Source organism: Janthinobacterium sp. Bl 1 (assembly GCF_058215535.1).
In genome coordinates this window covers 1263699-1287070 of the sequence record NZ_CM177086.1, presented here as the reverse complement: position 1 = coordinate 1287070, position 23372 = coordinate 1263699, and the positions used below count along the sequence as shown (strand labels likewise).

The 23372-nt window shown below is 62.7% G+C and carries 24 protein-coding genes and 1 pseudogene; 10 read left to right on the top strand and 15 right to left on the bottom strand.

Going from position 1 to position 23372, the window contains the following annotated elements; genetic code table 11:
• Window positions 1–680: 680 nt before the first annotated feature.
• The 8 genes from AC4BCN_RS05900 to AC4BCN_RS05865 are packed head-to-tail and all read right to left on the bottom strand — an operon-like array spanning window position 681 to window position 7620.
• Window positions 681–1139, bottom strand: coding sequence for a nuclear transport factor 2 family protein (locus AC4BCN_RS05900; protein ID WP_490492781.1), 459 nt, complete (start codon window positions 1137–1139; stop codon window positions 681–683).
• Window positions 1136–1903 carry an SDR family NAD(P)-dependent oxidoreductase gene (locus AC4BCN_RS05895; RefSeq protein WP_139091675.1) on the bottom strand — a complete coding sequence of 256 codons (768 nt, stop codon included), beginning with the start codon at window positions 1901–1903 and terminating at the stop codon, window positions 1136–1138. Before AC4BCN_RS05895 ends, AC4BCN_RS05900 begins: the two co-directional genes overlap by 4 nt.
• Window positions 1900–2460 (bottom strand): DUF3833 domain-containing protein, encoded by a 561-nt coding sequence (locus tag AC4BCN_RS05890; RefSeq protein WP_490492780.1) that lies wholly within the window; start codon window positions 2458–2460, stop codon window positions 1900–1902. Before AC4BCN_RS05890 ends, AC4BCN_RS05895 begins: the two co-directional genes overlap by 4 nt.
• Window positions 2451–3731: an MFS transporter gene (locus AC4BCN_RS05885; RefSeq protein WP_490492779.1), complete on the bottom strand. Its 1281-nt coding sequence runs from the start codon at window positions 3729–3731 to the stop codon at window positions 2451–2453. The genes AC4BCN_RS05890 and AC4BCN_RS05885 overlap by 10 nt, the downstream gene beginning before the upstream one ends.
• Complete coding sequence (locus tag AC4BCN_RS05880; protein WP_490492778.1) at window positions 3728–4276, bottom strand: chalcone isomerase family protein; 549 nt, start codon at window positions 4274–4276, stop codon at window positions 3728–3730. Before AC4BCN_RS05880 ends, AC4BCN_RS05885 begins: the two co-directional genes overlap by 4 nt.
• A 2-nt stretch (window positions 4277–4278) precedes the next feature.
• The gene (locus AC4BCN_RS05875) at window positions 4279–5526 is read right to left on the bottom strand and encodes a class I SAM-dependent methyltransferase (RefSeq protein ID WP_490492777.1); all 1248 of its coding nucleotides are present in this window, start codon (window positions 5524–5526) and stop codon (window positions 4279–4281) included.
• Window positions 5523–6320, bottom strand: coding sequence for a DUF1365 domain-containing protein (locus AC4BCN_RS05870; RefSeq protein ID WP_490492776.1), 798 nt, complete (start codon window positions 6318–6320; stop codon window positions 5523–5525). The genes AC4BCN_RS05875 and AC4BCN_RS05870 overlap by 4 nt, the downstream gene beginning before the upstream one ends.
• Complete coding sequence (locus AC4BCN_RS05865; protein ID WP_490492775.1) at window positions 6310–7620, bottom strand: NAD(P)/FAD-dependent oxidoreductase; 1311 nt, start codon at window positions 7618–7620, stop codon at window positions 6310–6312. Before AC4BCN_RS05865 ends, AC4BCN_RS05870 begins: the two co-directional genes overlap by 11 nt.
• 203 nt (window positions 7621–7823) lie before the next feature.
• On the opposite strand from AC4BCN_RS05865, the gene AC4BCN_RS05860 reads away from it, so the two are divergent.
• From AC4BCN_RS05860 to rpoH, 5 genes are all read left to right on the top strand, one after another.
• Window positions 7824–8765, top strand: coding sequence for a MerR family transcriptional regulator (locus tag AC4BCN_RS05860; RefSeq protein WP_490492774.1), 942 nt, complete (start codon window positions 7824–7826; stop codon window positions 8763–8765).
• Between the two features lie 164 nt (window positions 8766–8929).
• The gene (gene ftsY / locus AC4BCN_RS05855; protein WP_490492773.1) at window positions 8930–9997 is read left to right on the top strand and encodes a signal recognition particle-docking protein FtsY; all 1068 of its coding nucleotides are present in this window, start codon (window positions 8930–8932) and stop codon (window positions 9995–9997) included.
• 10 nt (window positions 9998–10007) lie between these two features.
• Window positions 10008–10751: a cell division ATP-binding protein FtsE gene (locus AC4BCN_RS05850; protein ID WP_139091682.1), complete on the top strand. Its 744-nt coding sequence runs from the start codon at window positions 10008–10010 to the stop codon at window positions 10749–10751.
• Window positions 10748–11668, top strand: a complete 921-nt coding sequence (gene ftsX, locus AC4BCN_RS05845; protein ID WP_070222518.1) for a permease-like cell division protein FtsX — start codon at window positions 10748–10750, stop codon at window positions 11666–11668. Before AC4BCN_RS05850 ends, ftsX begins: the two co-directional genes overlap by 4 nt.
• A gap of 392 nt (window positions 11669–12060) precedes the next feature.
• Window positions 12061–12954 carry an RNA polymerase sigma factor RpoH gene (gene rpoH, locus AC4BCN_RS05840; protein WP_034748938.1) on the top strand — a complete coding sequence of 298 codons (894 nt, stop codon included), beginning with the start codon at window positions 12061–12063 and terminating at the stop codon, window positions 12952–12954.
• A 90-nt stretch (window positions 12955–13044) separates the two neighbouring features.
• Here rpoH and AC4BCN_RS05835 read toward each other — a convergent pair whose 3' ends face one another.
• Complete coding sequence (locus AC4BCN_RS05835) at window positions 13045–13311, bottom strand: hypothetical protein (protein WP_070290134.1); 267 nt, start codon at window positions 13309–13311, stop codon at window positions 13045–13047.
• A gap of 178 nt (window positions 13312–13489) precedes the next feature.
• Here AC4BCN_RS05835 and AC4BCN_RS05830 point away from each other — a divergent pair, with 178 nt between their 5' ends.
• Window positions 13490–13942: a hypothetical protein gene (locus AC4BCN_RS05830; protein ID WP_490492772.1), complete on the top strand. Its 453-nt coding sequence runs from the start codon at window positions 13490–13492 to the stop codon at window positions 13940–13942.
• A 3-nt stretch (window positions 13943–13945) separates the two neighbouring features.
• Here AC4BCN_RS05830 and AC4BCN_RS05825 read toward each other — a convergent pair whose 3' ends face one another.
• A complete protein-coding gene (locus tag AC4BCN_RS05825; RefSeq protein WP_490492771.1) occupies window positions 13946–14293 on the bottom strand; it encodes an antibiotic biosynthesis monooxygenase family protein in 348 nt (115 codons plus the stop codon).
• The gene (locus tag AC4BCN_RS05820; RefSeq protein WP_490492770.1) at window positions 14290–15393 is read right to left on the bottom strand and encodes a cytochrome P450; all 1104 of its coding nucleotides are present in this window, start codon (window positions 15391–15393) and stop codon (window positions 14290–14292) included. Before AC4BCN_RS05820 ends, AC4BCN_RS05825 begins: the two co-directional genes overlap by 4 nt.
• Window positions 15394–15469: 76 nt before the next feature.
• On the opposite strand from AC4BCN_RS05820, the pseudogene AC4BCN_RS05815 reads away from it, so the two are divergent.
• The 4 genes and pseudogenes from AC4BCN_RS05815 to AC4BCN_RS05800 all read left to right on the top strand — a co-directional run.
• Window positions 15470–16150: pseudogene (locus tag AC4BCN_RS05815) on the top strand (ArsR/SmtB family transcription factor); the annotation flags it as partial.
• Between the two features lie 22 nt (window positions 16151–16172).
• A complete protein-coding gene (locus tag AC4BCN_RS05810) occupies window positions 16173–16904 on the top strand; it encodes an ABC transporter ATP-binding protein (RefSeq protein ID WP_490492769.1) in 732 nt (243 codons plus the stop codon).
• Window positions 16901–19222 (top strand): CPBP family intramembrane glutamic endopeptidase, encoded by a 2322-nt coding sequence (locus AC4BCN_RS05805; RefSeq protein ID WP_490492768.1) that lies wholly within the window; start codon window positions 16901–16903, stop codon window positions 19220–19222. Before AC4BCN_RS05810 ends, AC4BCN_RS05805 begins: the two co-directional genes overlap by 4 nt.
• A gap of 79 nt (window positions 19223–19301) precedes the next feature.
• A complete protein-coding gene (locus AC4BCN_RS05800; protein ID WP_490492767.1) occupies window positions 19302–20954 on the top strand; it encodes a patatin-like phospholipase family protein in 1653 nt (550 codons plus the stop codon).
• 70 nt (window positions 20955–21024) lie between these two features.
• On the opposite strand, the gene AC4BCN_RS05795 is transcribed toward AC4BCN_RS05800, so the two are convergent.
• From AC4BCN_RS05795 to AC4BCN_RS05780, 4 genes are all read right to left on the bottom strand, one after another.
• Complete coding sequence (locus AC4BCN_RS05795; RefSeq protein WP_034748958.1) at window positions 21025–21243, bottom strand: hypothetical protein; 219 nt, start codon at window positions 21241–21243, stop codon at window positions 21025–21027.
• An 80-nt stretch (window positions 21244–21323) separates the two neighbouring features.
• Window positions 21324–21905: a TerD family protein gene (locus AC4BCN_RS05790; RefSeq protein WP_490492766.1), complete on the bottom strand. Its 582-nt coding sequence runs from the start codon at window positions 21903–21905 to the stop codon at window positions 21324–21326.
• A gap of 39 nt (window positions 21906–21944) precedes the next feature.
• A complete protein-coding gene (locus AC4BCN_RS05785) occupies window positions 21945–22640 on the bottom strand; it encodes a TIGR00266 family protein (protein ID WP_034748963.1) in 696 nt (231 codons plus the stop codon).
• A gap of 70 nt (window positions 22641–22710) precedes the next feature.
• Window positions 22711–23286, bottom strand: a complete 576-nt coding sequence (locus AC4BCN_RS05780; RefSeq protein WP_034748966.1) for a TerD family protein — start codon at window positions 23284–23286, stop codon at window positions 22711–22713.
• Window positions 23287–23372 lie beyond the last annotated feature (86 nt).

Here is a 23372-nt window from a genome sequence, read left to right as displayed (position 1 = left end):
AGGGCTTTTTCAGGCATCCCGACCATCGCCAACCGTACTACGCGACAGAGCCAGTGCCCCTTGCCAACCAATGCATTGGCCTGATTGACCATTCCATCATAGCGCATGCCTTGTCGACACCCGTTGTATTAGTGCAACAGTATCAGGCGAGTGATTAAAACGTCAACATGCTTTACCCGTCATTTGCCGTCCAAGATTTACGCGACAAAGCGCACAATTTGTCAGGTGATAATGGATAAACGGAACGAAGCATACACGGCATCGCCAATCTTTGCTGCCGAACGCACAAAAACGGGAATTGATGCGCCCGTTTTTGGTGCATTGCCGCATTATTCAGGGGCGTAGGCGCCATTTTCGACGTCGGCGTGCGCGTCAAAAAAATAGACAGAGTATCAATACAATTACTGACTTTCCGGTAATTTAAATTGCTCACATAGAAATGTTTTCCATGTTTTTCAGACAATGCTGCACACGTCCGATTGGAACAGATGAGGTCGACTCTTGCTTGCAAATTGCACATCACTTGAAACAATTTCTTACAATGTTGCCTTCTCAATATTTTGGCATATTTGTGTCTAAAAAACGACATTTTGACCGAAATCAAGTTTTCAGCGGCCCGATTCCACACTATTTACTTCTTCTTTTTTGCAGTTTTTTCATAAAAGCATCAAGAAACTCCATTAGCGCTGGCTTGCGCGCCGCAGCAGGCGCATGAAACCGCCCAGCAAGGGCAGTTTTTCATACAATTCTTCCGCCACATCCCAATAGTCACGGTGCATGACCACCCTTCCCTGCGCATCAAAGCGCACATGGGTTGCACCACGAATACACTGTTCGCCAGATACCAACCGTTTCATGCGGAAGCGAAACTCCCACGTCAGGAACGCTTGCTGCCCCTGCCCCAGGCTTTCCAGCACGACAAACCGGGGCGCATCGACTTGCACGAACATGTGCTCGAAGATGGCCAGGATGGCGGCATGCCCCACCACCTCGTTGAACGGGTCCTTGAAGTGGGCCTCTGGTGCATACACGGCGCCTAGCTGGGCCAGGCTTTCCAGGCTCAGGTGCTCGTAAAACGCCACCAGGCGCGCCAACGCCGCTGCCACGCGTTCCGTCGTGTCCGGCATACTTGCGCTCATACGCCCGTCACCTTGCGAATCAACCAGAAATAGGCGCGGTACGGCAACAGCCGCGCCAGCCGCATGGTGTTGGTAAAGCGTTTGGGAAAGTGGATGTGGAACTGGCCCCGCTCGATGCCGTCGAGCATGGCGGCCGCCGCGTCCTGCGCCGTCATCAGGGCCGGCATCGTGAAATCGTTGTCCGCCGTCAAGGGCGTGGCGACAAAACCGGGGTTGATTTGATACACATCAATCCCGCGTGGATGCAGGTCCAGATACAACGACTCCGTCAGGTTGATCAGCGCCGCCTTGCTGGCGCCATACGCGAGCGCCTTGGGCAGACCGCCATAACCGGCCACCGAGGCGACGATGCCGATGCCGCCACTGCCCTGACGCAACAGCCACGGCAAGGCTTGCTCCAGGCAATTGAAGACGCCGCCCACATTCAGGGCCAACAAATCCTGGGCCGCCTCAAGATCAAAGCTATCGGCGCGCATGGCCTGATAGCCTCCAGCGACCACCAGTATCAAGTCGATATGCGTCCACTGCTGCTGCAATTGCGCGCTGACGGCGCGCAGCTGCGCGTGCTCGGTGATATCGAGCGGCAATGCCTGCGCCAGAGGCTGCCCCTCGCACAGCCGCTCGAGGCTGGCGCGATGGCGCGCTGACAAGGCTACGCTCGCGCCCTGTTCCAGCAGCAAGGTCGCGCACGCGGCGCCGATGCCGCTGGAAGCGCCGATGATCCACACATGCTTGCCTGCCCAGCTCGTGATCTTGCGATTCATGGGGCCGCCTGCGGACGCTTGCTGAACGACAAGGTGACGGCGCCCAGGCTGAAGCCGAACTTGCTCATGGCGGCGCGGTTCAGCATGACCTTGTCATCCATCAGAAACATCCAGTCCTCGAAGTCGACGTGGTAGACCGTGCCGTCGACGGGCAGCGCCAGCACGTATTGCCAGCGCAGCGCATTGCCGGCCACTTCGCCGACGGCTTCGCCGATCACGTCGGGCGCCGCGCCGATGAAGCGCCCGGGCGCCGTCTTGCGCAACGTCCACACGCGCCGTTGTTTGCTGCCGTCCGAATACGTGAAATCCTCGTCCAGGGTGCCAACCTCGCCCGCCCAGCTGGCCCGCATCACGACGGTGAAGCGCTTGACCACCTTGCCGGAGCGGTCCTGGAAGATGCCATGGGCGTCGAGCGTGCCGTTGAAGTACTGCTGCAAATCGAGCCTGGGTGTTTCCTGCGCGTACATGGCCGGCGTGGGCGGCGTGGAACAGGCGGTCAGCGCCAGCAGCAAGGCGGCCGCCGTCATGCCGCGCCGGCAATATTTCATCAGATGCATGGTCGATACTCCCCGGTTTCACTATATATATGTTGTAGAGGCGCGCGCCACAGCAGCAGCGCCGCCAGCAGTTTCAGGGCGCAGGGCAGCAAGGCATAGGCGGCAGCCAGGGCCGGCAAGCCGCCGCCGCTGTTGCCAGGCACATAGCCGAGCCAGGCCAGCAGGGGCAAGGCGATGCCGGCCGCCAGCGCCAGGCTCATCTGCACGCCCCAGTTCCACCAGCCGAAATATGCGGCTTCGTGCCGCCCGGCATGGCCAGCCGCGCCGATCAACCCTGCCAGCAGGGCCGGCGGCAGGGCCAGGTCGGCGCCCAGCGCCAGGCCCGACAGCAGGCAGATCGTGGCAAAGCCCCATGCGGCGCCCTCGCCCAGGCCATACGCCCAGACAAACACGGCCGCGGCCAGCAGCATGGCGCAGCCCCAGGCGCGCGCCTCGCCAAAGCGGCGCGCCAGGGCCACCCATGCCGGCATCGAGGCGGCCGCCGCGCAAAAGTAGACGATCAGAAACGGCCCAGCGTAGTGGCCCAGGCGCAGGTAGTCGGTGGCAAAGAACAGGAACAGCGTGGCGGGGATGGCGGCCGCCACGCCATTGACGAGCAGGACGGCAAACAGCCAGCGAAACGCGCGCTGGCGAAACGGCAGCTTCCAGCCCTTGCCGGAAACCGCTTCTGCGGCACTGCGCAAGGCGGGACGCGGCGCGCGCGCCAGCAGCAGCGCGCCCGCGGCCAGCAGGCAGGCGGCAAAGGCCAGCGACAAGCCGTCATAGCCGAACAAGGAAGTGAGGCCCGCCGCCAGGATCACGCCGAGCAAGCCGCAGCCTTCGCGCACGGCCGTCACGCGCGCCCGCTGCGCGCGCAGCTGGCTCAGAGCCGCGCCCCAGCTCTGGTGCGCGATGCCGGCCAGGCCATAGGCAGTGTAGACGAGCAGCAAGGCAGCCAGGAACCAGGCCAGGGTCGCCGTTTCCCGCATGGCCGGTGGATGGAACAGGGCGCCAAAGCCCAGCAGCAGCAAAGGCAAGGAGGCGCCGACATATACGGCATAGCTGCGCCCGCCACGCGCCATCCAGCCACCGAGGGCCGGATCGATGAAGGCGGCGGCGATGCGGGCCGCCAGCAGCACGGCGCCGATCTGCGCCAGATCCAGGCTGCTGCGCTGCGCATAAAACGGCGCGACATATATATAGATGGGTAGCGCCAGCATGGCCAGCGGCAAGCCGAACAGGCCATAACTGAACAAGGCCGGCAAGTTCAAGGCGCTGCCCACGGCATTCATGGCAGCGGGGCCGCACTCTGCAGCAAGGCCGCGCGCAGCTTCGGTGCCGTCGTCGACGGCGACAGCCAGATGGCAAAAAACGCACGCGCGAAGTCGCCATCCGTCACGTCCGCCAGCACCTTGCCATCAAGGTAAAAGCGCACGCCGGGCGCGATGCCGGCCCGGTAGACGCCCGCGATGCGCTGGTCTTCCTTAACGTCAGGAAAGATTCGCTGCATGGTGGATAGCCAGGCCAGGCGCTGCGCTTCCGTGCCCACGCCCAACTTTTGCATCTGTTCATGACTGGCTTCGGCGATCTTCTTGCCATCGAGCGCACGCGCATAGCGCAATTCCAGCACAAACGGTGCCGTTTCGGACGCCGCGCCCTGGTAGCCTTGCGGGCCCACCCACAGTTGCGCCCGATAAATACGCATGCCGAACCACGTATATTCGCCCTCGCCCGCCAGCCGAGCTTCGGGCACGTCGGCAGCGATAAAGGCCGGCGGCGCGGCCGCGGCACCCAACACGGTCAATGACAGCATAATAGTGGCAAGCAGGCGGCGCATGGTCAGTCCTTGATCAGGGTAAATTGCATCACATCCGTGTTGTGCGCCTGGAAGGCGGCCTCGCAATACGCGAGGTAAAACTCCCAGGTCAGCAGGAAACGGCCATCGAAACCCTGCTTTTCCAGCGCCGTGCGCTGGGCCAGGAAGCTGGCGCGCCACTGGCGCAAGGTTTCCGCGTAATCGAGGCCAAAGCTGAAGGCGTCTTCCACGCGCAAGCCCTGTGCCTCGGCGGCGCGGCGAAACTCGGCCGGCGAAGGCAGCATGCCGCCCGGGAAAATGTACTGTTGAATAAAATCCGTGCTCTTGCTGTAGCGCTCGAACAAATCATCGGCAATGACGATGGTCTGGATGCAGGCGCGTCCGCCCTGCTTCAGGTTGCGCGCCACGCATTCGAAATAGCCGGGCCAGTAGCTTTGCCCCACGGCTTCGAACATTTCGATCGAGGCGATGGCGTCGTACTGGCCGGTGCTGTCGCGGTAATCGCACAATTGCAAATCAGCCTGCTGCGCCAGCCCCGCATCCTGCAGGCGCTGGCGCGCATAAGTGAGCTGTTCGGTCGACAAGGTCAGGCCCGTCACGTGGGCGCCGTAGCTGCGCGCGGCTGTTTCCGCAAAGCCACCCCAGCCGCAACCGATTTCCAGCACCCTGGCGCCCGGCTGCAGTTGCAGCTGATCGGCGATGCGCCGGTATTTGGCCCCTTGCGCCTGCTCCAGGCTGGCGCCTTCGGTGAACAGCGCGCTCGAATACGTCATCGACGGATCGAGCCACAACTGGTAAAAGGCGTTGCCGATGTCATAATGGGCGTGGATATTCTTTTTGCTGCCTGCCCGCGAATTGCGGTTGAGCAAATGCCGCAGCTTGTAGACGAGGTTGCCCCACCAGTTGCCGTAGATCAGCGATTCGATCTGCGCGCGGTTGCGTATCATCAGCTCGATCAAGCCCGGCAAATTGTCCGTGCGCCAGTCGCCGGCAATAAAGGTTTCCGCAAAGCCGATGTCGCCCGAGCGCAGGACGGCCGAACACAAACGCCAGTTGTGCAAGTCCAGGGTGACAGGGTGGCTGCCGTCGCCGTACAGCAAGATGCTGCCGTCAGGCGTGCGCAGGCGCAGTGCGCCATGCTGCAATTTTTCCAGCAAGCGCAAGATCACGCGTCCGGAAGCGGGCACGTCCAAGTGCGTGTGATCGGCCGTGTGGTCGGGACGGACGCAGGCGCGCGCCTGCAGGCCGGTCGGCAGGGAATCGGAGCTCATCGGGACACCTTTTCTTGTGGTGGAAGGGGTTTGCTGAAAAACGGCACGCGGCGCAGCCACAGGCGCAAGGCTTGCCAATGGATGCGCGCCATCACGCCTAACGTCATCAGGGGATAGCGCAGCAGCGCCCAGGCGATGGCGCCATCGCGCAGCGGCTGCGCCGTGCCGGACAAGCTCGTCTGCAACAGCGGGCCGTCGAGGTCGTCATAGTCGACCCGGGCCAGGTGGCGCTCGCCGTTCTGTTCGCCGTTGCGCAGGAAATGGAAACGATAATTTCCCTCCACCTTGCAAAACGGCGAGACGTGGAAAATTTTATTGGCGCGCAGTTCGCTGCCATACGCGATGGCGCCGCCCTGCTCGAGCAGGTACAGGTGGCGCTCGCCAAAGGTATTGCGCACATCGCAGACCACGGCGCGCAGCGCGCCATCCGGGCGGTGACAAAACCAGAAGCTGACGGGATTGAAGACATAGCCGAACATGCGCGGCATGGTTTGCAGCCAGATTTCGCCGCCCGCGTCCAATACGCCATGCTGGCGCAGCAGTCCGTCGATCCATTCCAGCAGCGGCGTCGCGCCATCGCCATGGTCGCTGTCGCGGAAGGACAGCACATTGGCGCCGTTGCGCGACATCAAACGGGCAGGAAAGTCGCGCGCGCCCATGCTGCGCAAGGGCAGGCGCAGATAAAACATGCCGTAAGCAAAAGCATGCGCGCGTGGGCGCAGCCGCGCATGGCGCACCTGTCCCAGGCACAGCTGGGGCTGCGGTGGCAGCGGCTGCGATGGATCACGCGGCATGGCCGAGCTCCGCCGCCGCCATGCCATTGAGTATTTGCGCCACGGCCAGGCCCGACTTCAAGCCGTCCTCGTGGAAACCATAGCCCGTCCAGGCGCCCGCGAACCACGTGTGCTGCGCACCCTGGAAACCGGCCAGGCGCGCCTGGGCGGCAATGGCTGCGCCATCGAACACGGGGTGGGCATACGAAAATTCGTCGATGATGGTCGATGGAGCAGGCTCGTCAAGCGGATTGAGCGACACGATGACGGGCGTGGTGAAGGGCAAGGGTTGCAGCTGGTTCAGCAAATAATGCACGCACACTTGCGGCGCATCGCCATGCGCGGCCGGCCTGCCCTGGTAATTCCAGGCCGACCAGGCCTTGCGGCGCTGCGGCAGGCAGGACGCATCCGTATGCAGCACGGCGCGGTTGGGCTGGTAGCGCACGGCTTCGAGCACGGAGCGCTCATCGTCGCGGATGTCCGCCAGCAGGGCCAGCGACTGGTCGCTGTGGCAAGCGAGCACGACATGATCGACATGCTCGACGCCGGCGGCCGTGTGCAGCTCGACCATGCGCGCGCCATCGTGCGGCTGGCGGCGCACGGCCAGCACGGGGCAAGCGAGGCGCTGCTGCGGGATGCCCGCCAGCAGTTTTTCCACGTACACGCGCGATCCGCCCCGCACCGTGCGCCATTGCGGACGGTCGCTCACTTGCAGCAAGCCATGGTTGTGGCAGAAACGGATGAACGTGGCCAAAGGAAAGGCCAGCATCTGGCGCGCCGGGCACGACCAGATGCAGGCGGCCATCGGCAGCAGATACCAGTGGCGGAACTCGTCGCCATAGTTGTGCAGGTCAAGGTATTCGCCCAGCGACATGGCCGGCGCCGGCACGCTGGCCGTGGCCAGGGCGCTGGCTTGGCGGTTGAAGCGCACAATGTCGCGCAGCATGCGCAGGAAGGCGGGGCGCAGCAGGTTGCTGCGCTGGGTAAACACGGTATCGAAATTCGCGCCTGCCCATTCCAGCACGCGCGCATCGGATGCCGTACCCAGCGGCATTTTGACGGAGAACGACATGTCGCTGTCGGCCGCCTCGACACCGAGTTCGTCGAACAGTTGCACCAGGTTCGGGTAGGTGGCGTGGTTAAACACGAGAAAACCCGTGTCGACGCCATGCGTGGCGCCATCGAGCGTGACGTCCACCGTATGGCTGTGGCCGCCAAAATAGTCGCCCGCCTCGTACAAGGTGACGTCCTGGCCCGCTTGCGCCAAGCGATAGGCACACGACAATCCTGCGATTCCTGCTCCGACGACGGCAATTTTCATGAGTGCACCTGTGTTAAGTTTGTCCTGGACAAATAAGCCTCATGGATAATCGATGAAATATTGATTTATGTCAATGAGCGCTCTCAGCCGTTCAGAAACTTATACGTCGGCAATTTTCAATCGGATTCAGCTATTTGGTCCGGGGTGGCGGAAGGCGTAAAATGCACTCCACGTTCTTTTTGCATGCGAGCAAGCCCCCTGGTATGGATACTGACCTGCAACCTACTTCCGCCTTCAGCATCAGCGATGTCGAGCGCGATACCGGGCTGGCCAAGGAAACCTTGCGTGTGTGGGAGCGCCGCTACGCCTTTCCCCAGCCCCAGCGCGACGCCTTTGGCGAGCGCAGCTATCCGGCCGAGCAAGTGCAGAAGTTGCGCATGGTCAAGCGCCTGCTGGACCTCGGATTTCGTCCGGGCAAAATCATGCAGCACAGCACCGTGCAACTGCAGCAGCTGGCCAGCGCCGGCAGCGCGGCGCCGCCAGCGCCGGCCCCCCAGCTTGAACACTACCTGTCGCTGTGCCGTGGCCACCAGATGACGGAACTGGGCGATGCCCTGCGCCAGGCGCTGGCCGTGCTGGGCTTGAAAGCGTTCACCATCGACGTGATCGCCCCCCTCACGGGCATGGTGGGCGAAGCGTGGGCTTGCGGCGACCTGGCCGTGTATGAAGAGCATCTGTATAGCGAAACTTTGCAAACGGTGATGCGCCACGCCATCTTTTCCCTGCCGCAAGCAAGCAGCCCGTCCACGCGCACGCCGCGCATCGTCCTCAGCACCTTGCCGCAGGAGCGTCATGGCCTGGGGCTGCTGATGGCCGAGGCCTTGTGCGCCGCGGCCGGCGCCCACTGCATGTCGCTCGGCGTGGAAACGCCGCTGACGGACATCGTCGCGGCCGCCCGCGCGCAGCGGGCCGACATCGTGGCGCTGTCGTTTTCCAGCGCCAGCAAGCAACGGCAGACGCGCGACAGCCTGCATCAGCTGCATGCAAGCTTGCCGCCAGAGATGGAATTGTGGGCCGGCGGACGCAGTCCCGTGCTGACCAAGCAGCCGCCAGCCTTTTTGCACGTGCTGGACTTGCGGCAAGTCGAGGAAAGCATCGCCGACTGGCGCCGCCGCCATCAGGCACTGGCCCTGCAAACCCACTGAACCGGCTGGAAAGCGCGGCAACTGCGGCGATCTCCGTGGATAGCCGCGCAATGTTGCCAATCGAACAGTAAAGCATGAAGGGCCGGGCGCGCTCTGGTAGAATAGCCCGAACAACAGTGTCCGGCGCCGCCGGGCCTTAGGTCAGCACCCGCCACCACACATCCATGTTTAGTTTCTTCAAGAAAAAACCTATCGCTCCCGAGGCTGCGCCAGCCGAGCCCCTCGTCCTTCCCGCCGCCACGCCGCCTGCACCGCCAGCAGCTGCCGCGTACGCTGAACCGCTGAGCGGCGCGCCGGCCGAGCTCGTGCCCGTGATCGTGGCCGCCGAACCCGAGAAAAAATCGTGGATGACGCGCCTGAAGGCCGGCCTGTCGAAAACCTCGAACACCTTGTCCGTGCTGTTCGTCGGCGCGAAGATCGACGACGCCCTGTACGAAGAGCTGGAAGCGGCGCTGCTGATGTCGGACGCGGGCATCGACGCCACGGAATTCCTGCTCACGGAATTGAAGAAAAAGGTCAAGGAAGACAAGCTGCTCGACGCCGCCGCCGTCAAGGCCGCGCTGAAAGTGTTGCTGATCGACCTGCTCTCGCCGCTGGAAAAGCGCTTCGAGCTGGGCCGCCACAAGCCGCTCGTGATGATGATTTCCGGCGTGAATGGCGCCGGCAAGACCACCACCATCGGCAAGCTGGCCAAGCACATGCAGTCGAACAACCAGTCCGTGCTGCTGGCCGCGGGCGACACCTTCCGCGCCGCCGCGCGCGAACAGTTGATGGTCTGGGGCGAGCGCAACAACGTTACCGTGATTTCGCAGGAATCGGGCGACCCGGCCGCCGTGGCCTACGACTCCGTGCAATCGGCGAAAGCGCGCGGCATCGACGTGGTCATGGTCGATACGGCGGGACGCTTGCCAACGCAGTTGCACCTGATGGAGGAATTGAAGAAAATCAAGCGCGTGATCGGCAAGGGCATGGATGGCGCGCCGCATGAAACCCTGCTCGTTATCGACGGCAATACGGGCCAGAATGCCCTCACGCAAGTGAAAGCGTTTGACGATGCCCTGCAGTTGAGCGGCCTGGTGATCACCAAGCTGGACGGCACCGCCAAGGGCGGCGTGCTGGCGGCGATTGCCCGCGTGCGTCCCGTGCCCGTGTATTTCATCGGCATCGGTGAGAAAATTGAAGACTTGCAGCCTTTCGTGGCTGCCGAATTTGTCGAAGCGCTGCTCGGATAAGCCTACCTACATGATTGAATTTCAGCACGTCTCCAAGCAATACTCCCCCGATGCCGTGGCGCTCAGCGACATTTCGCTCAGTATTGCCAAGGGCGAGCTGGTGTTTCTGGCCGGCCCGTCCGGCGCCGGCAAATCCACCCTGCTGAAAATGATCGCCGCCATGGAACGCCCCACGTCAGGCAAGCTGATCGTCAATGGCCAGGACATGGCAAAGATCAAGCCGGCCGGCGTGCCATTTTTACGCCGTAACATGGGCCTGATCTTCCAGCAGCAAAAGTTATTAAACGACCGCTCCATCCTGGCCAACGTCATGCTGCCACTGCTCGTCGTCGGCGCGCACAAGGCGGCCGCCGAGCAGCGCGCGCGCGCCGCGCTCGACAAGGTGGGATTGCTGGACCGCGCCATGGCGCGTCCGCTGTCGCTGTCGGGCGGCGAGCAGCAGCGCGTGTCGATCGCGCGCGCCATCGTCAACCGGCCGCAGATCATCCTGGCCGACGAACCGACGGCCAACCTGGACCGCGCCAGCGCCAACAAGGTGCTCGACGCCCTGAAAGCCTTCCATTCCGTGGGCGTGACCTGCCTCATTTCCAGCCATGACGAACAGATGCTCGACGCCGCCGCCCGCGTGATCCACCTGAAAAACGGCCAGCTGGTCGCCATCGACAAGGCCACGCAAGCGCCCGTCTTCGCCCCGCCCGATCCCGATTTTGCACCGTCCCCCAACCAGGACGACGCGCAGGGAGAACAGCCATGAGAGGCTGGTTCCGTCAACACCGCTTCGCGCTGGGCTCGGCGCTGATTCACTTGCGCAAGTCGCCAGGCGGCTTCCTGTTGAACGTGCTCGTCGTCGCCATCGCCCTGTCGCTGCCGTTCGCCGGCTTGACCATGCTCGACAACGTGCGCCCGATGTCGGAACAGATGTCGGTCGACCCGGAAATCAGCGTCTTCCTGAAGATCGACACGCCGCGCGAGCAAGCCGTGGCCCTGGCCAGCGCCATGCGCAAGATCGTGGGCGAGCAAAAGGCGAAGATCGTCTTCATCCCGCGCGAACAGGCGCTCGACACCCTGAAAAACAAGAATGGCCTGGCCGATGTGCTGAGCACCCTGGGCGACAATCCCTTGCCCGACAGCTATGTGCTGAAGCTCGACGCCTTCAGCAGCGCCAGCGAAGCGCAGGATGTCGATGCCGTCGCGGAACAGCTGCGCCACTTGCCCGGCGTGGAATCGGCGCAAGTCGATTCGGCCTGGGTCAAGCGTCTGGCGGCCCTGCTGGGCGTGCTGCGCCTGGTGCTGCTGCTGCTGGCCATCACCTTGGGCGTGGCCGTGATCGCCGTGGTCTTCAATACCATCCGCCTGCAAGTGATGCAGCAGCGCGATGAAATCAGCATCTCGAAACTGATCGGCGCGACGGACACCTTCATCCACCGCCCCTTCTATTACACAGGCGCCCTGCTGGGCCTGTGTGCCGGCGCGCTGGCCTTGGGCGCCGTGGCGTTGGCCTTGCAACCGCTGAATACCGCGATTGCCGAATTTGCCCGCCTGTATGCGTCCGAATTCCAGCTGGTGCCGCTGGCGCCACTGCCGATGGCTGGCCTGCTGGCCGTCAGCGCCGGTCTGGGCCTGATCGGCGCCTTCCTCTGCGTGCAGCGCCACCTGGCACGCCTGAACTGATTGTCACTTCCATGGCGGCGCCTTCGCTGCCGCCATGCGTCTCCCATCCTGCTGTTATCTTGATATTAAGCAAGTATTCTTAAGGCTCGCTTCAGCCAAAGGCCGTAGACTAACTACGTTGTCAAAGCGCTATTCTGAGATATATATCAAGCATTAAATCATCATAGCATTTAGGCTATCAGGACGATTAAATGTGCTGATTGGCACTCTCACGCAGAGAGTGCTAATATAGGGACATACCAAAGGCAGAAGCGCCATGGACGCCAGATGAAGATGGTGCCGCGCTCTGCAAAGTGCAAGACCGAATACGCAAAAACGAACAGACAAGAGGACCACGTCGCGTGACGTGGCCAACTGGAACAAAGCAAGACTACGAGGGAGAAAACATGACTATGATGTCCGCAACGTCCGCATTGGTTCCGACCAAAAGTAATGCGCTGGGCCTCGGTTTCACTGGCAATCTGGGCAATATCGACGCCTATATTTCGGCCGTGAACCGCCTGCCCATGTTGACCCACGACGAAGAAATTTCGCTGGCGAAACGCCTGCGCGAAAAAAATGACCTGGCCGCCGCGCAAGAGCTGGTGCTGTCGCACCTGCGCCTGGTGGTCTCGATTGCCCGCGGCTATCTGGGCTATGGCTTGCCGCATGCCGACCTGATTCAGGAAGGCAACATCGGCTTGATGAAAGCGGTGAAACGTTTCGATCCGGACCAGGGCGTGCGCCTGGTGTCGTACGCCATGCACTGGGTGAAAGCCGAGATGCATGAGTACATCCTGAAAAACTGGCGCCTGGTCAAGGTCGCGACGACGAAGGCACAGCGCAAGCTGTTCTTCAACCTGCGCAGCCACAAGACAGGCCTGGACGCGATGACGCCGAAGCAGATCGATGCGCTGGCCAAGCTGCTCGACGTGAAGCGAGAAGAAGTGATCGAGATGGAAACGCGCTTGAGCGGCCGCGACATCGCGCTGGAATCGCCGACCGACGATGAAGACGACAAGTTTTCGCCGATCGCCTACCTGTCGTCGGAGCAAAGCGAGCCGACCAAGGTGCTGGAAGCGGAACAAGTGACGCGCCTGCAATCGGAAGGCCTGGAAACGGCCTTGAGCAAGCTGGACGCCCGTTCGCGCCGCATCATCGAAGCGCGCTGGCTGGCCAACGACGACGGTTCGGGCGCTACCCTGCACGCACTGGCAGAAGAGTTCGGCGTGTCGGCCGAACGCATCCGCCAGATCGAAGTGGCGGCACTGAAAAAAATGAAGGGCGCCCTGGCCGCCTGGGTGTAATCGCAAGCAATGCCGCAATGCAAAAGGCGCCGCAAGGCGCCTTTTGATTTCATAAATTGATATTTATCAACAGATAAATATTGCAGCCCATTACGCTGCAGCCAAGCCCTTGGTGATCAGCTCGGCGACCAACTCATTCAGATCCGCGCCGCGCTCCTTGGCCAGGGTCTGCAATTGCAAGACCAGATCGCTGTTCAACTTGACGGCGAATGGCACCAGGCCCAGGGCCTGGTCGCGCTTGCGCTGCTCGCGGCGGTCGACGACCACCGCTTCCTTACCGAATGCACCGGCGCCGGGAACATTCATCTTTCCCATCAGTTTCTTGGCATCGCTTTTGGCCAGGTCGGTTTTTTTCATGGTTGTTTCCTGATTTTCAAAACAGCCATTTTACGCAGTAATCGGCGCGCCGCGTGGCCGGCGCGTCAATTCATCGGCAGCACGCCAATAGTGCGCCAGAAAAATATCATTTTGTTATTATCATTTTATCCCACGCGTGCACAGGCACGCCCGGGACGCTCTACCTGAAAGGAAAAACATGCATTACCTGACCCGCTCTTATCGTACCGTGCTGCTTCCCCTGTTCTTCGCTTGCCTGGCCGTGCTGGCCGGCTGCGGCGCGGCCGGCAGCGCCGGCGACGCGGAAAACACGCCGCGCAGCGTCACCCACGTGCTGTCGCCGGGCGAACAGGTCGCCATCACGGCCACCGATACCCTGAAACTCGAGCGCGTCAACGACAGCCGCTGCCGCAAAGGCGCCGTGTGCGTATGGAAAGGCTACGTCAGCTACAGTTTCAGTTTGCTCAATAGTGCAGGCACCACCGACATCGTCTTGTCCGATTCCATGCCGGGCGCTTCCAGTTCCGTCACCGTGAACCACCTGACGTTCACTTTGCTCGACGTCGATCCGGCCACGCCGCCCGCCCTGAACGCGGAACAACCGAACTACCGGGTCAAGGTCAAGATCACGCAGGGCGCGCTACCCCGCTAAGCGCTAGGCATCGTGGCGCTGGCGGCTGTCGGTCGGCGCCTGTTGCCGCTCCAGCATGCCGTAATCGCGCACGACGGCGGCGATGCGCAAGCGGTAATCGTCAAACACGCCGTGCCGGCCAGCCGATTGCGCCGCGCGGTGCGCTTCCAGCTGCCGCCACTGCGCCAGCGCCGCCTCGTCGCGAAAGAACGACAGCGATAGCAACTTTCCTGGATCGCTGAGGCTGCTGAAACGCTCGATGGAAATGAAACCATCGACTTCATCGAGCAAGGGCCGCAGCGCGGCGGCCAGATCCAGATACTGCTGGCGCCCTTCTGCACTGGGCCAGACTTCAAAAATCACGGCGATCATGCGCTGGCTCCTATGCTGTAAACAGGGATGCGGGCGTTCAGCGACGGCTTGTATGCCCACGCCAGCGGCATGTCTTCCAGCCTGTCGGTCCACGCCTGCAAACAAGCTGCGGCGATAGCGTGCGCGATGGACTGGCCCGGGCAGACGTGGCGCCCATGGCCAAAGCCCAACGCCGCATGGCCGGCGCTGGCCAGCACGACGACGATCATCTGCCCAACGGGTACGCGCACGCCATCGCATTCCACAACGTCCGCCGTGTAGCGGCGCGTGTTGTGGATCGAGGGATCATGCCGGCTGACTTCGCGCAGCATGGCTGGCCAACGCTCCGGCGACGCACGCAGTTGCGGCAATAACTCCGGCTGGGTGCGCAAGGCCACGACGGCATTGCCCAGCAAGCCGGCGGTCGCGTCACAGGTCTGCGACAGCAAGCCCACGAGGTTGGCCAGCAGGCCGCTCTCCATGGCATCGGTCTCTGCCACGATACTGGCCAGCAAGCTGCCCGGCCTCGCGTTGCCCTCGCGCAGCAAGTGGCCAAAGCCTTGCAGCAGGGAATCGGCCGCTTCCTGCGCGCCAGCCAGCTGTTCACCATTACTCAGCGGCGACAGGCAGGCGACGAAATCACGCGTCCAGGCGGCCAGCGCCGACCATTGCGCTGGCGCAAAGCCCAGCAATTGGGCCATGGCGAACAGGGGCAGTTGAAAAATCGCTTCGTTCAGCTGGGCCGCGCTGGCAGGAATGCGGTCACCAGCGAGATGTGCGACCTGCCGCTGCAGCCGCGCCAGGTCCACCTGGCCCAGCGCGCGCGCCAGCACCTGTTTCGGCACGACATGCCGTTCGCCATCGTTCATGCGTACCAGTTCGGCAAAAATCGCGCCGCACGGCGTGCCTGCCAGAGTCGCCTGCACCGGCTGGCCCGGCGGGCGCACGCGGCAAGCAGGATGCTCAAGCACGGCGCGCACGCCGGCCGCGCCCGTCGCCAGCCAGCAATCGAGTGAGGCATCGAAACGCAGCGGCGGACCGTCCGCCAGGCGGCGATAGTAGTCATACGGCGCCGCGTGGGTGACGGCGGAAAAAGGGTCGGTGGGGTCGGCGAGATGCATGCGCATTCCATTGCAGTGAAGTGGGGACACGAGTATGCTGGTCCTTCCACCACTACACTTCGCCAGCGAACGAACCATGGATGACAAACTTCCCTCGGCCGACATGGGCCTGGCGCAACTGGCCGGCGCCATCGCCGAACCAGTGCGCGCGCGCATGCTGTGCAGCCTGCTCGATGGCCATGCGCGCACAGCCACGGAATTGTCGACGCTGGCCGAAGTGGGCGCCTCGACGGCCAGCGCCCATTTGAGCCGCTTGCGCGACGACGGCTTGCTGTCGATGGTGGCGCAGGGCAAGCACCGCTATTATCGGCTGGCCAGCACGGAGGTGGCGCGGGCGCTCGAAGCGCTGCTGGTGGTGGCCGGCGTGCCGGCAACGCCGTTTACCCCATCCACGCCGGACCGCCTGCGCCATGCGCGCACCTGCTACGACCACATGGCCGGCACCGTCGCCGTCGCCATGCACGACCAGCTGCACGCGCAAGGCTGGCTGCTCGACGACGGCGGCGAATATCGTCTGTCGGAAGCGGGCGCGGCCGGCATGGCGGCCCTGGGCATCGACGTGCCGCAATTGCAGCGCCAGCGCCGCCGCTTCGCCTGTGCCTGCCTGGACTGGAGCGAACGGCGCGCCCACTTGGGCGGCGCGCTGGGAGCCGCCCTGCTGCAGCTGGCCCTGCGCCAGCGCTGGGCCGAGCGCGAACTCGACAGCCGCGCCCTGCGCATCACGCCGGCTGGCGAGCCGCGGCTGCGATCATCCTGCAGCGCTTCTTTTGGGATGCACGATGATTGCCTTCGAAGGCTTGTCCAAACAGTACGGCACATTCGAGGCCGTCAAGCCGCTGACCTTGCAAGTGGGCAAAGGAGAAGTCTTCGGTTTCCTGGGCCCGAATGGGGCAGGCAAGACCACCACCATCCGCATGCTGATGGGCATCCTCGTGCCCAGCAGCGGGCGCGTACTGGTCGATGGCCTCGATTGCCACCGCGACGGCGCCGCCGTCAAGCGCAAGGTGGGCTACCTGCCCGACAACCCCATCTTTTACGATTATTTGCGGGGCCGCGAAATCCTGCAATTCGTGGCCGAAATGCATGGTTTTTCACGCACGGAAGCGGCCGCCCGCGCCGCGCGCCTGCTGACGGAATTCGGACTCGATGAAGCGAGCGAGGATTTCGCCGTCAATTACTCGCTGGGCATGAAGAAAAAACTGGGCCTGGCCTGCGCGCTGATACACGATCCGGCCGTGCTGATCCTCGATGAACCGATCAACGGCCTCGACCCGCGTGCTTCGCGCGACGTACAGGAACGCTTGCTGTGCCGCGCCGCCGCCGGCACCACGATCTTCGTTTCCACGCATTTGCTCGATATGGCGCAAAAGCTGTGCAGCCGCGTTGCCATCATTCGCAGAGGTGCCCTGGTCGCCACGGGTAGCCTCGACGATATCCGCCAGCAGCTGTCCAGCGATGGCAGCCTGGAAGAGCTCTTCCTGCAACTGACCGACGAAGCGGCCTCTGCGTGACGCCCGCTCCGCCTACCACCTGGCGTGCCGTCTGGCTGCTGACCCGCTTGCGCCTGCAGCGCCTGCTCAACGTCAGCGGCAAGGGCTTTTCCTTCAAGAAAAACAGCAAAAGCCGCCCCGCCACGCCGGGCAAGCGTGGCGGACGCTGGCTGCTCGGCGCATTGCTGCTCGTGCCCATGCTGTTTTCCTTCGGCAGCATCGCCCGCCATAGCGTACTGAACATGCATTGCCTGCTGGACCAGGTCGCCGCCTGCCAGGCCACGGGCAGCCTGTACACGGGCGAGCCCCTGCTCGATCCCGTCATCGCGCAATTGATCGGCCACCCCTTCAGCGCGGCGCTGATCGGCGGGCTGACCCTGCAGTTGGCGCTGCTGTGGCTGGTCAGCGTCCTGCTGCCGCTGGGCATGGGCGAACTGTCGAAGCCGGACTGGGATCTGGAATGGCTGGTCACCCTGCCCGTCGAGAAAAGCACCTTGCTGTGGGCGCGCGTGCTCGAACGCACGCTCGTCAATCCGACGGGCTTGCTGGCCCTGTGGCCCAGCACGACCGTGATCGCCTGGTATTCGGGCCAGGGCTGGATGTCCCCTTTGTCCGGCCTGCTCGCCAGCCTCGTCCTGCTGGCCCTGGCCGCCATGTTGCGCACCTTGGTCGACACGGGTTTGCGCCTGTCGCTCAGCCTCCCGCAGCTGGGCAATCTGCAGGCGGTAATTTCTCTGGCGGGCCTGTTGCCCATGTATATGGGCATGTCGTTCGGCATGGGCACGGGCGGCTTCGCCTACGCGTGGGCGGCCGCCATGCCCGCCTGGAGCAGCTGGACGCCGCCGGGCCTGCTGTTGCGCCTGCTCAATGCCGAGGGTATGGCCGCCTTGCTGCCCGCCGCTCTGCTGCTGGCGCAAACGCTGTGTCTGATGTTGCTGGGCATGGCCCTCCTGCGCCGCCAGTTGCGCCACGGCGTCGTGGGCGAGGGACAACGCGAAGGCAGCCGCAAGCCGGCAGCGGCGCCATTGCCCACACACCGGTGGCGCCCGCGCATCGGCACGGCGATCCAGCGGCGCGAACTGACGTTGCTTTTGCGCGACCGCAATTTTCTCGTGCAGACCCTGCTGATGCCCTTGCTGATCCTCGGCGGCCAGGCCCTGTTTACGGGCCAGGCGCGCGACCTGCATGCGCTGCTGGACAATCCCGTCCTGCTGGCCTCAACGGGCTTTTTTCTCGGCACCTATGTGCTGCTGATGTCGGCCTTCCAGACCATCAACAAGGAAGGCGGCGCGCTGTGGCTGCTGTACACGTTTCCCGTCTCCGTCGAGCAGGCGCTGCGGCAAAAGGCTCAGCTATGGGCCGCGCTGGCCCTGCTGTATCCATTGATCCTGTTCGGCGCGGCGCTGGCCTGGCTGCCCGCCTGGTCATGGCAGACGGCGGGCCTGATGCTGCTGGCCCTGGCCGGCATCCCTTTATACTCGATGATCGCCGTGGCGCTGGGCGTGTTTGCCAGCGATCCGCTGGCCACGGAAACCACGGCCAAGGTGCGCCCCACTTACACATATCTGTATTTGCTGCTCACCGGCCTGTACATTGCCGCGCTGGCGGCCGGCAGCCTGGCGCAGCAGCTGGCCTTCGTCGTGCTGACGGCGGCACTGGCTGTGGCCCTGTGGCAAAAAGCGCGCGATGAAATACCCTACCTGCTCGATCCGGCCGCCTCGCCGCCAGCCAGAGTTTCCGCGTCGGACGGCCTGATCGCCGCCATGCTGTTCTTCACCCTGCAAACCCTGGCCTTGCTCCTGCTTAAGGGCAAGGTGGCCGAGCCGCTGGCGCAAGTGGCCATCGCCTTCGGCGGCGCCGGCGCGCTCACGTATGTGCTGCTGCGCCTCGTGTATTGGCGCGCCGGGACGGCCGGCGTGCCGCGCATCGCACAGGGCCGCCAGCCGTGGCGCTGGGGAGTCGTTGGCGCCTGTGCCGCGGCGCTGTTCGGCATCGGCTACGCGGCCCTGTTGCGGCCTGCATCGTTTCCACCGATGCATATCGGTGGGCACTGGCTGTGGCTGCTGGCCCTGGGCGTGCTGGCCGCGCCCCTGTGCGAGGAATTCATCTTCCGCGGCTTGCTGCAGGGCGGCTTGCGCCGCTCGCTGCCGGCCTGGCAGGCAATCACTATCGACGCCGCGCTGTTTGCCGTCATGCATCCACCCGCCGCCATGCTGCCCGCCTTCGTACTGGGCCTGTGCACGGGCATCGCCTACGAGCGCAGCGGCGCGCTGCTGGCGCCCATGCTGGTGCATGCCGGTTACAACGCGGCCCTCCTCGCGTACCAGTTGCAAGGATAGATACAGGCACAGACAAGTTTGCTAGAATCGCACACGATTTCCGTCCGTATCCCAACCAATGACTACGCACAGATCACGCATGAATCCACGCTTGTTTGCACCATGTATCCTCGTTGCGCTGCTGAGCGGCTGCACGGTACTCGCCCTGCGCCCCAACAGCGGCGTCGAAAACCGCATGTTCACCGTGCAGGAAGCTCCGCGCCTGCGCATCGACGCGCCCAAGGCGCGCATCCAGAATCCCATGCCCAACGACCACTTCATCGGCATCGCGCTGTCCGGCGGGGGCAGCCGCGCAGCCAATTTCTCGGCCGCCTCGCTGGAGCAGCTGGAACAGTTCGGCCTCGTCAGCGGCGCTTCAGCCATCTCCGGCGTGTCGGGCGGCGCCATCGCGGGCGGCTACTATGCGCTGCATGGCAAGCAGACGGATTGGCCTTTGTTGCGCAGCAAACTGAAAACGGATTTCTTCGGCCAGACCATTTTGAAACCGGCCAACCTGACGACGATGTTGTTGACGAACAAGACGCGTACCTCGTTCCTGTCCGACGTGTTGGACGATGTGCTGTACGACCAGAAAACCTATCAGGACTTGCCGCACGACGGCCCCATCTTCCTGGCCAACGCGACGGACGCCACCGATGGCGGCAAGCGCGTAGTGTTTTCTTATGAGTATTTTTACGGCACCCTGCATTCGCCGATCCAGGATATCCGCCTGGCCACGGCCGTGGCCACCTCGGCCGCCTTTCCCGGCGTGTTCGATTCCGTCACTTTCGAGCGTTTCCGCCCGAAAAACACCTTCGTGCCGGAACTCGGTTCCGAGTCGCGCGAATCGCCGTCGTACGTGCACCTGTTCGATGGCGGCGCGGCCGACAACCTGGGCGTGGAAACCCTGTGGGATGTGGCACTGACGCAGCTGTACGGCAACGACATGGCCGTCGTGCCGCCGCGCCTGAACAGCAAGCCCTTCATCCTCATTTCCATCGATGCCAACGCGCCCAATTCCAGCGCCGTCTTCGAAAAAATGTCGGACGAGCGCCAGCCGCTGGACCGCATTTTCAACAAGAATATCTACGACGCCGTCGACGCCCTGTTTTCGCGCCAGCGCAAGGAAAACCTCGTCAAGATGGGTTTTGGGCAAGCCCGCTTCGATACCATCACGCATGAAAACTTTGGCGATCTGAGCCAGAAATTCGTCAAGGGCAAGCGTACCTCGGCCTTTGCCATCCCCGTGCTGTGCCGTCCCCATCTGGGCCAGTACCGCTGCGAAGTCGATGCGGCCGATCCCTTGCCGGGCCAGATCCGCACGCGGCTGGAAGGCTTTGCCTGGCATATTTCCATCGACCAGATCGCCTCGCTGGCGCTGCGCCTGGCCAGCGGCGATGCGCAAGTCGACAGTGCCCGCAAGGAAGAGCGCGCCGCCCTCGTCAAGCTGCAACGCCTGGCTACGCAAACGAAAACCCATCTGAAGCTGACGGGCCCGGAAAATTGCAGCCCGGAAGTATTGCAATCGGCCCTGTACAGCGCCGCGCGCGTGCTGATCCTCGACGACGAGGAATCGCGCTTCGCCCTGTGCGACTACATGCTGGCGGGCCAGCTGATCAATGACGATACCGTCTGCAAGCAGCGCTATGTGCACGCCGTGCCCCGCTTTGCCATCGAAAGCGAAGATTTGCAGTACCGCAACCTGAGTTCGGACGGCAATTCCGTGAACGTGCCGATACGCTGCAAGAAGTGAGCGCGCACGAAAAAGCCCGCACGATCGCTCGTGCGGGCTTTAGCGCAAGGATTCCAAGCGCCCGGCTGATTTAAATCAACCGACTACGCCTGCGCATGTAGCTGCGGCTTAACGCACCTTCCAGTTCCTGCTCCGATTTATGCTGGTTCACCGTGTACAGGGCCCACAGGGCCGCCGGCACCCAGCCGATCACAGTGCACTGCAAGATCAAGGCGGCGGCACCGGCCAGCGGGCGCCCCAGCATGAAAAACGTGAGACACGGAAGTAGCAAGGCTATCAGCAATCGCATCACGACATACTCTCCTTAAATATAGAGCAGCGGACAAGGGCCGGTATCCGGTCCGTCCCCCGCCCGCTGCGTACTGCTCCTTATAGATGCACGGTAATTTGCGGCATCAAGTCGTCAAAGGTGCGACCGTTGCCGTTTTCGCCGATGGCGTGCATCTTCCATTCGCCGTTATGGCGGTACAGCTTGGCCATGATCTGTGCCGTGTGGGTACCTTGCACAGACAGGTTGAAACGCGCGACTTCCTGGTTATTGCTGGCATTCAAGATGCGGCAATAGGCGTTTTCCACCTGCGAGAAGTTCTGGCCAGTAAAGCTGTTGACGGTGAAGACCAGGCTTTTCACGTGTGCCGGGACTTTCGACAGATCGACATTGATCTGTTCGTCGTCGCCATCGCCCGCGCCCGTACGGTTGTCGCCCGTGTGGACAATGCTGCCGTCCTTGCTTTTCAGCTGGCGGAACCAGACGATGTCGGACGTGCTCTTGTTTTCATCGAACATGACGCACGACGCGTCCAGGTCGACGGCTTCCGTCTTCGAACCGAAACCGAGGAAACCCTTGGTCTTGGCCGCATCCCAGCCCAGGCCCATGGTGATACGGGTCAGGGTGGTACCAGCTTCTTTGTCCAGAGAAATCTTCTGGCCTTTGCTCAAATTGACAGACATACGCATAGCTCCTGTTAGGTTGGTTACATGCAATATGAGTTACGCCGGCTTGCTTTGGGTCCAGGCGAGGAAGGCCGCGCGGTTGCGCGAGCACACGAGGATTTTTCCCGTGCCTGAAAACTTCAATACCATGCCCTCGCCGCTGGTCTGGCTGTTGATCAAATTGCCCAGAAAGCCGCCGCTGCTGCCGGTCGTCATGGAAATTTCGTATTGCAGGCGGTTGTCCCAGCACACGACGTGCGAGTTATCGATCACCACGTCCTTGCCAGGCGTCACTTCCAGTATCGACATCGCGCCAAAACCGGACACCGCCAACTGGCCGCTGCCTGCCGTCTCGGTAATGAAAAAACCACCGCTCTGGGCAAACAGCGCGTTGCCAAGGCTCTGCGTGCGCACCTTCAATTCCACGCCAGAACTGGCCGCCACGAAGGCGCCGTCGCTGATCATGTATTGCTGGGCGCCCACCTCGAGCACCCGCATCGCGCCAGGCAGAGTCGGCGACAACAGACAGTCGCCGTCGCCCCGCATGGCTTCGATATGCTGCTGAAAGAACGATTCCCCGTTGGCAAAGGTGCGCATCAGCGCGGCGCCTATGCCGCCAGTCATCTTGCCTTTCAGCTCAAGATTGGTTTCCATCATCACCATCGCATTGGATTCGCAATAAATCTTCTCGCCCTTGGCAAGCGACACATGCAGGAACGGGTCGACGTCCCCGGTAATACTAAAAACTGGCATGACTGTTCCTTCCTCAACTAGGCAATGATGGAGACGGTCCACATAATGAACCGCCGTTAATGYGGCGACCTTATACGCCGACGCCGAAAGAGGCCGCCAGTGGGCCCAGACCGCCTTTGTAGCCTTGGCCGATGGCCTTGAATTTCCAATCGGCGCCATTGCGGTAGATTTCGCCGAAGACCATCGCCGTTTCGGCCGAGCCGTCTTCCGACAGGTCGAAGCGGGCGATTTCCGTGTTGCCGTTGGCGTTCACGCAGCGTACGTATGCTTTCGATACCATACCAAAGTTTTGCTTGCGCGCTTCGGCATCGTGAATCGTGACGCAGACGGCGATCTTGTCGATCTCGGCTGGCACCGTGGCCAGGTCGACCATGACGGTTTCATCATCGCCATCGCCAGCGCCCGTGGTGTTGTCGCCCGAGTGAGTGACGGAACCGTCGCTCGATTTCAGGTTGTTGTAGAAAATCATGTCGACGTCGGCGCGTACCTTGCCATCGGCCTTCAACAGGAATACGGAACCGTCGATGTCGAACGCGGCGCCATCGGTGGCGCGGGCATCCCAGCCCAGGCCGATGATCATCTTCGAGATGCCAGGAGCTTCTTTGCTCAGGTTGACGTTGCCGCCTTTTTGCAGACTGATTGCCATGATGTATTTCTCCTATGTGAAATAAAAGTCCAGCGAATAATTAACTTGCAAAACACCTGGCGCCCTCCACCGGCCCGACTCCCCAG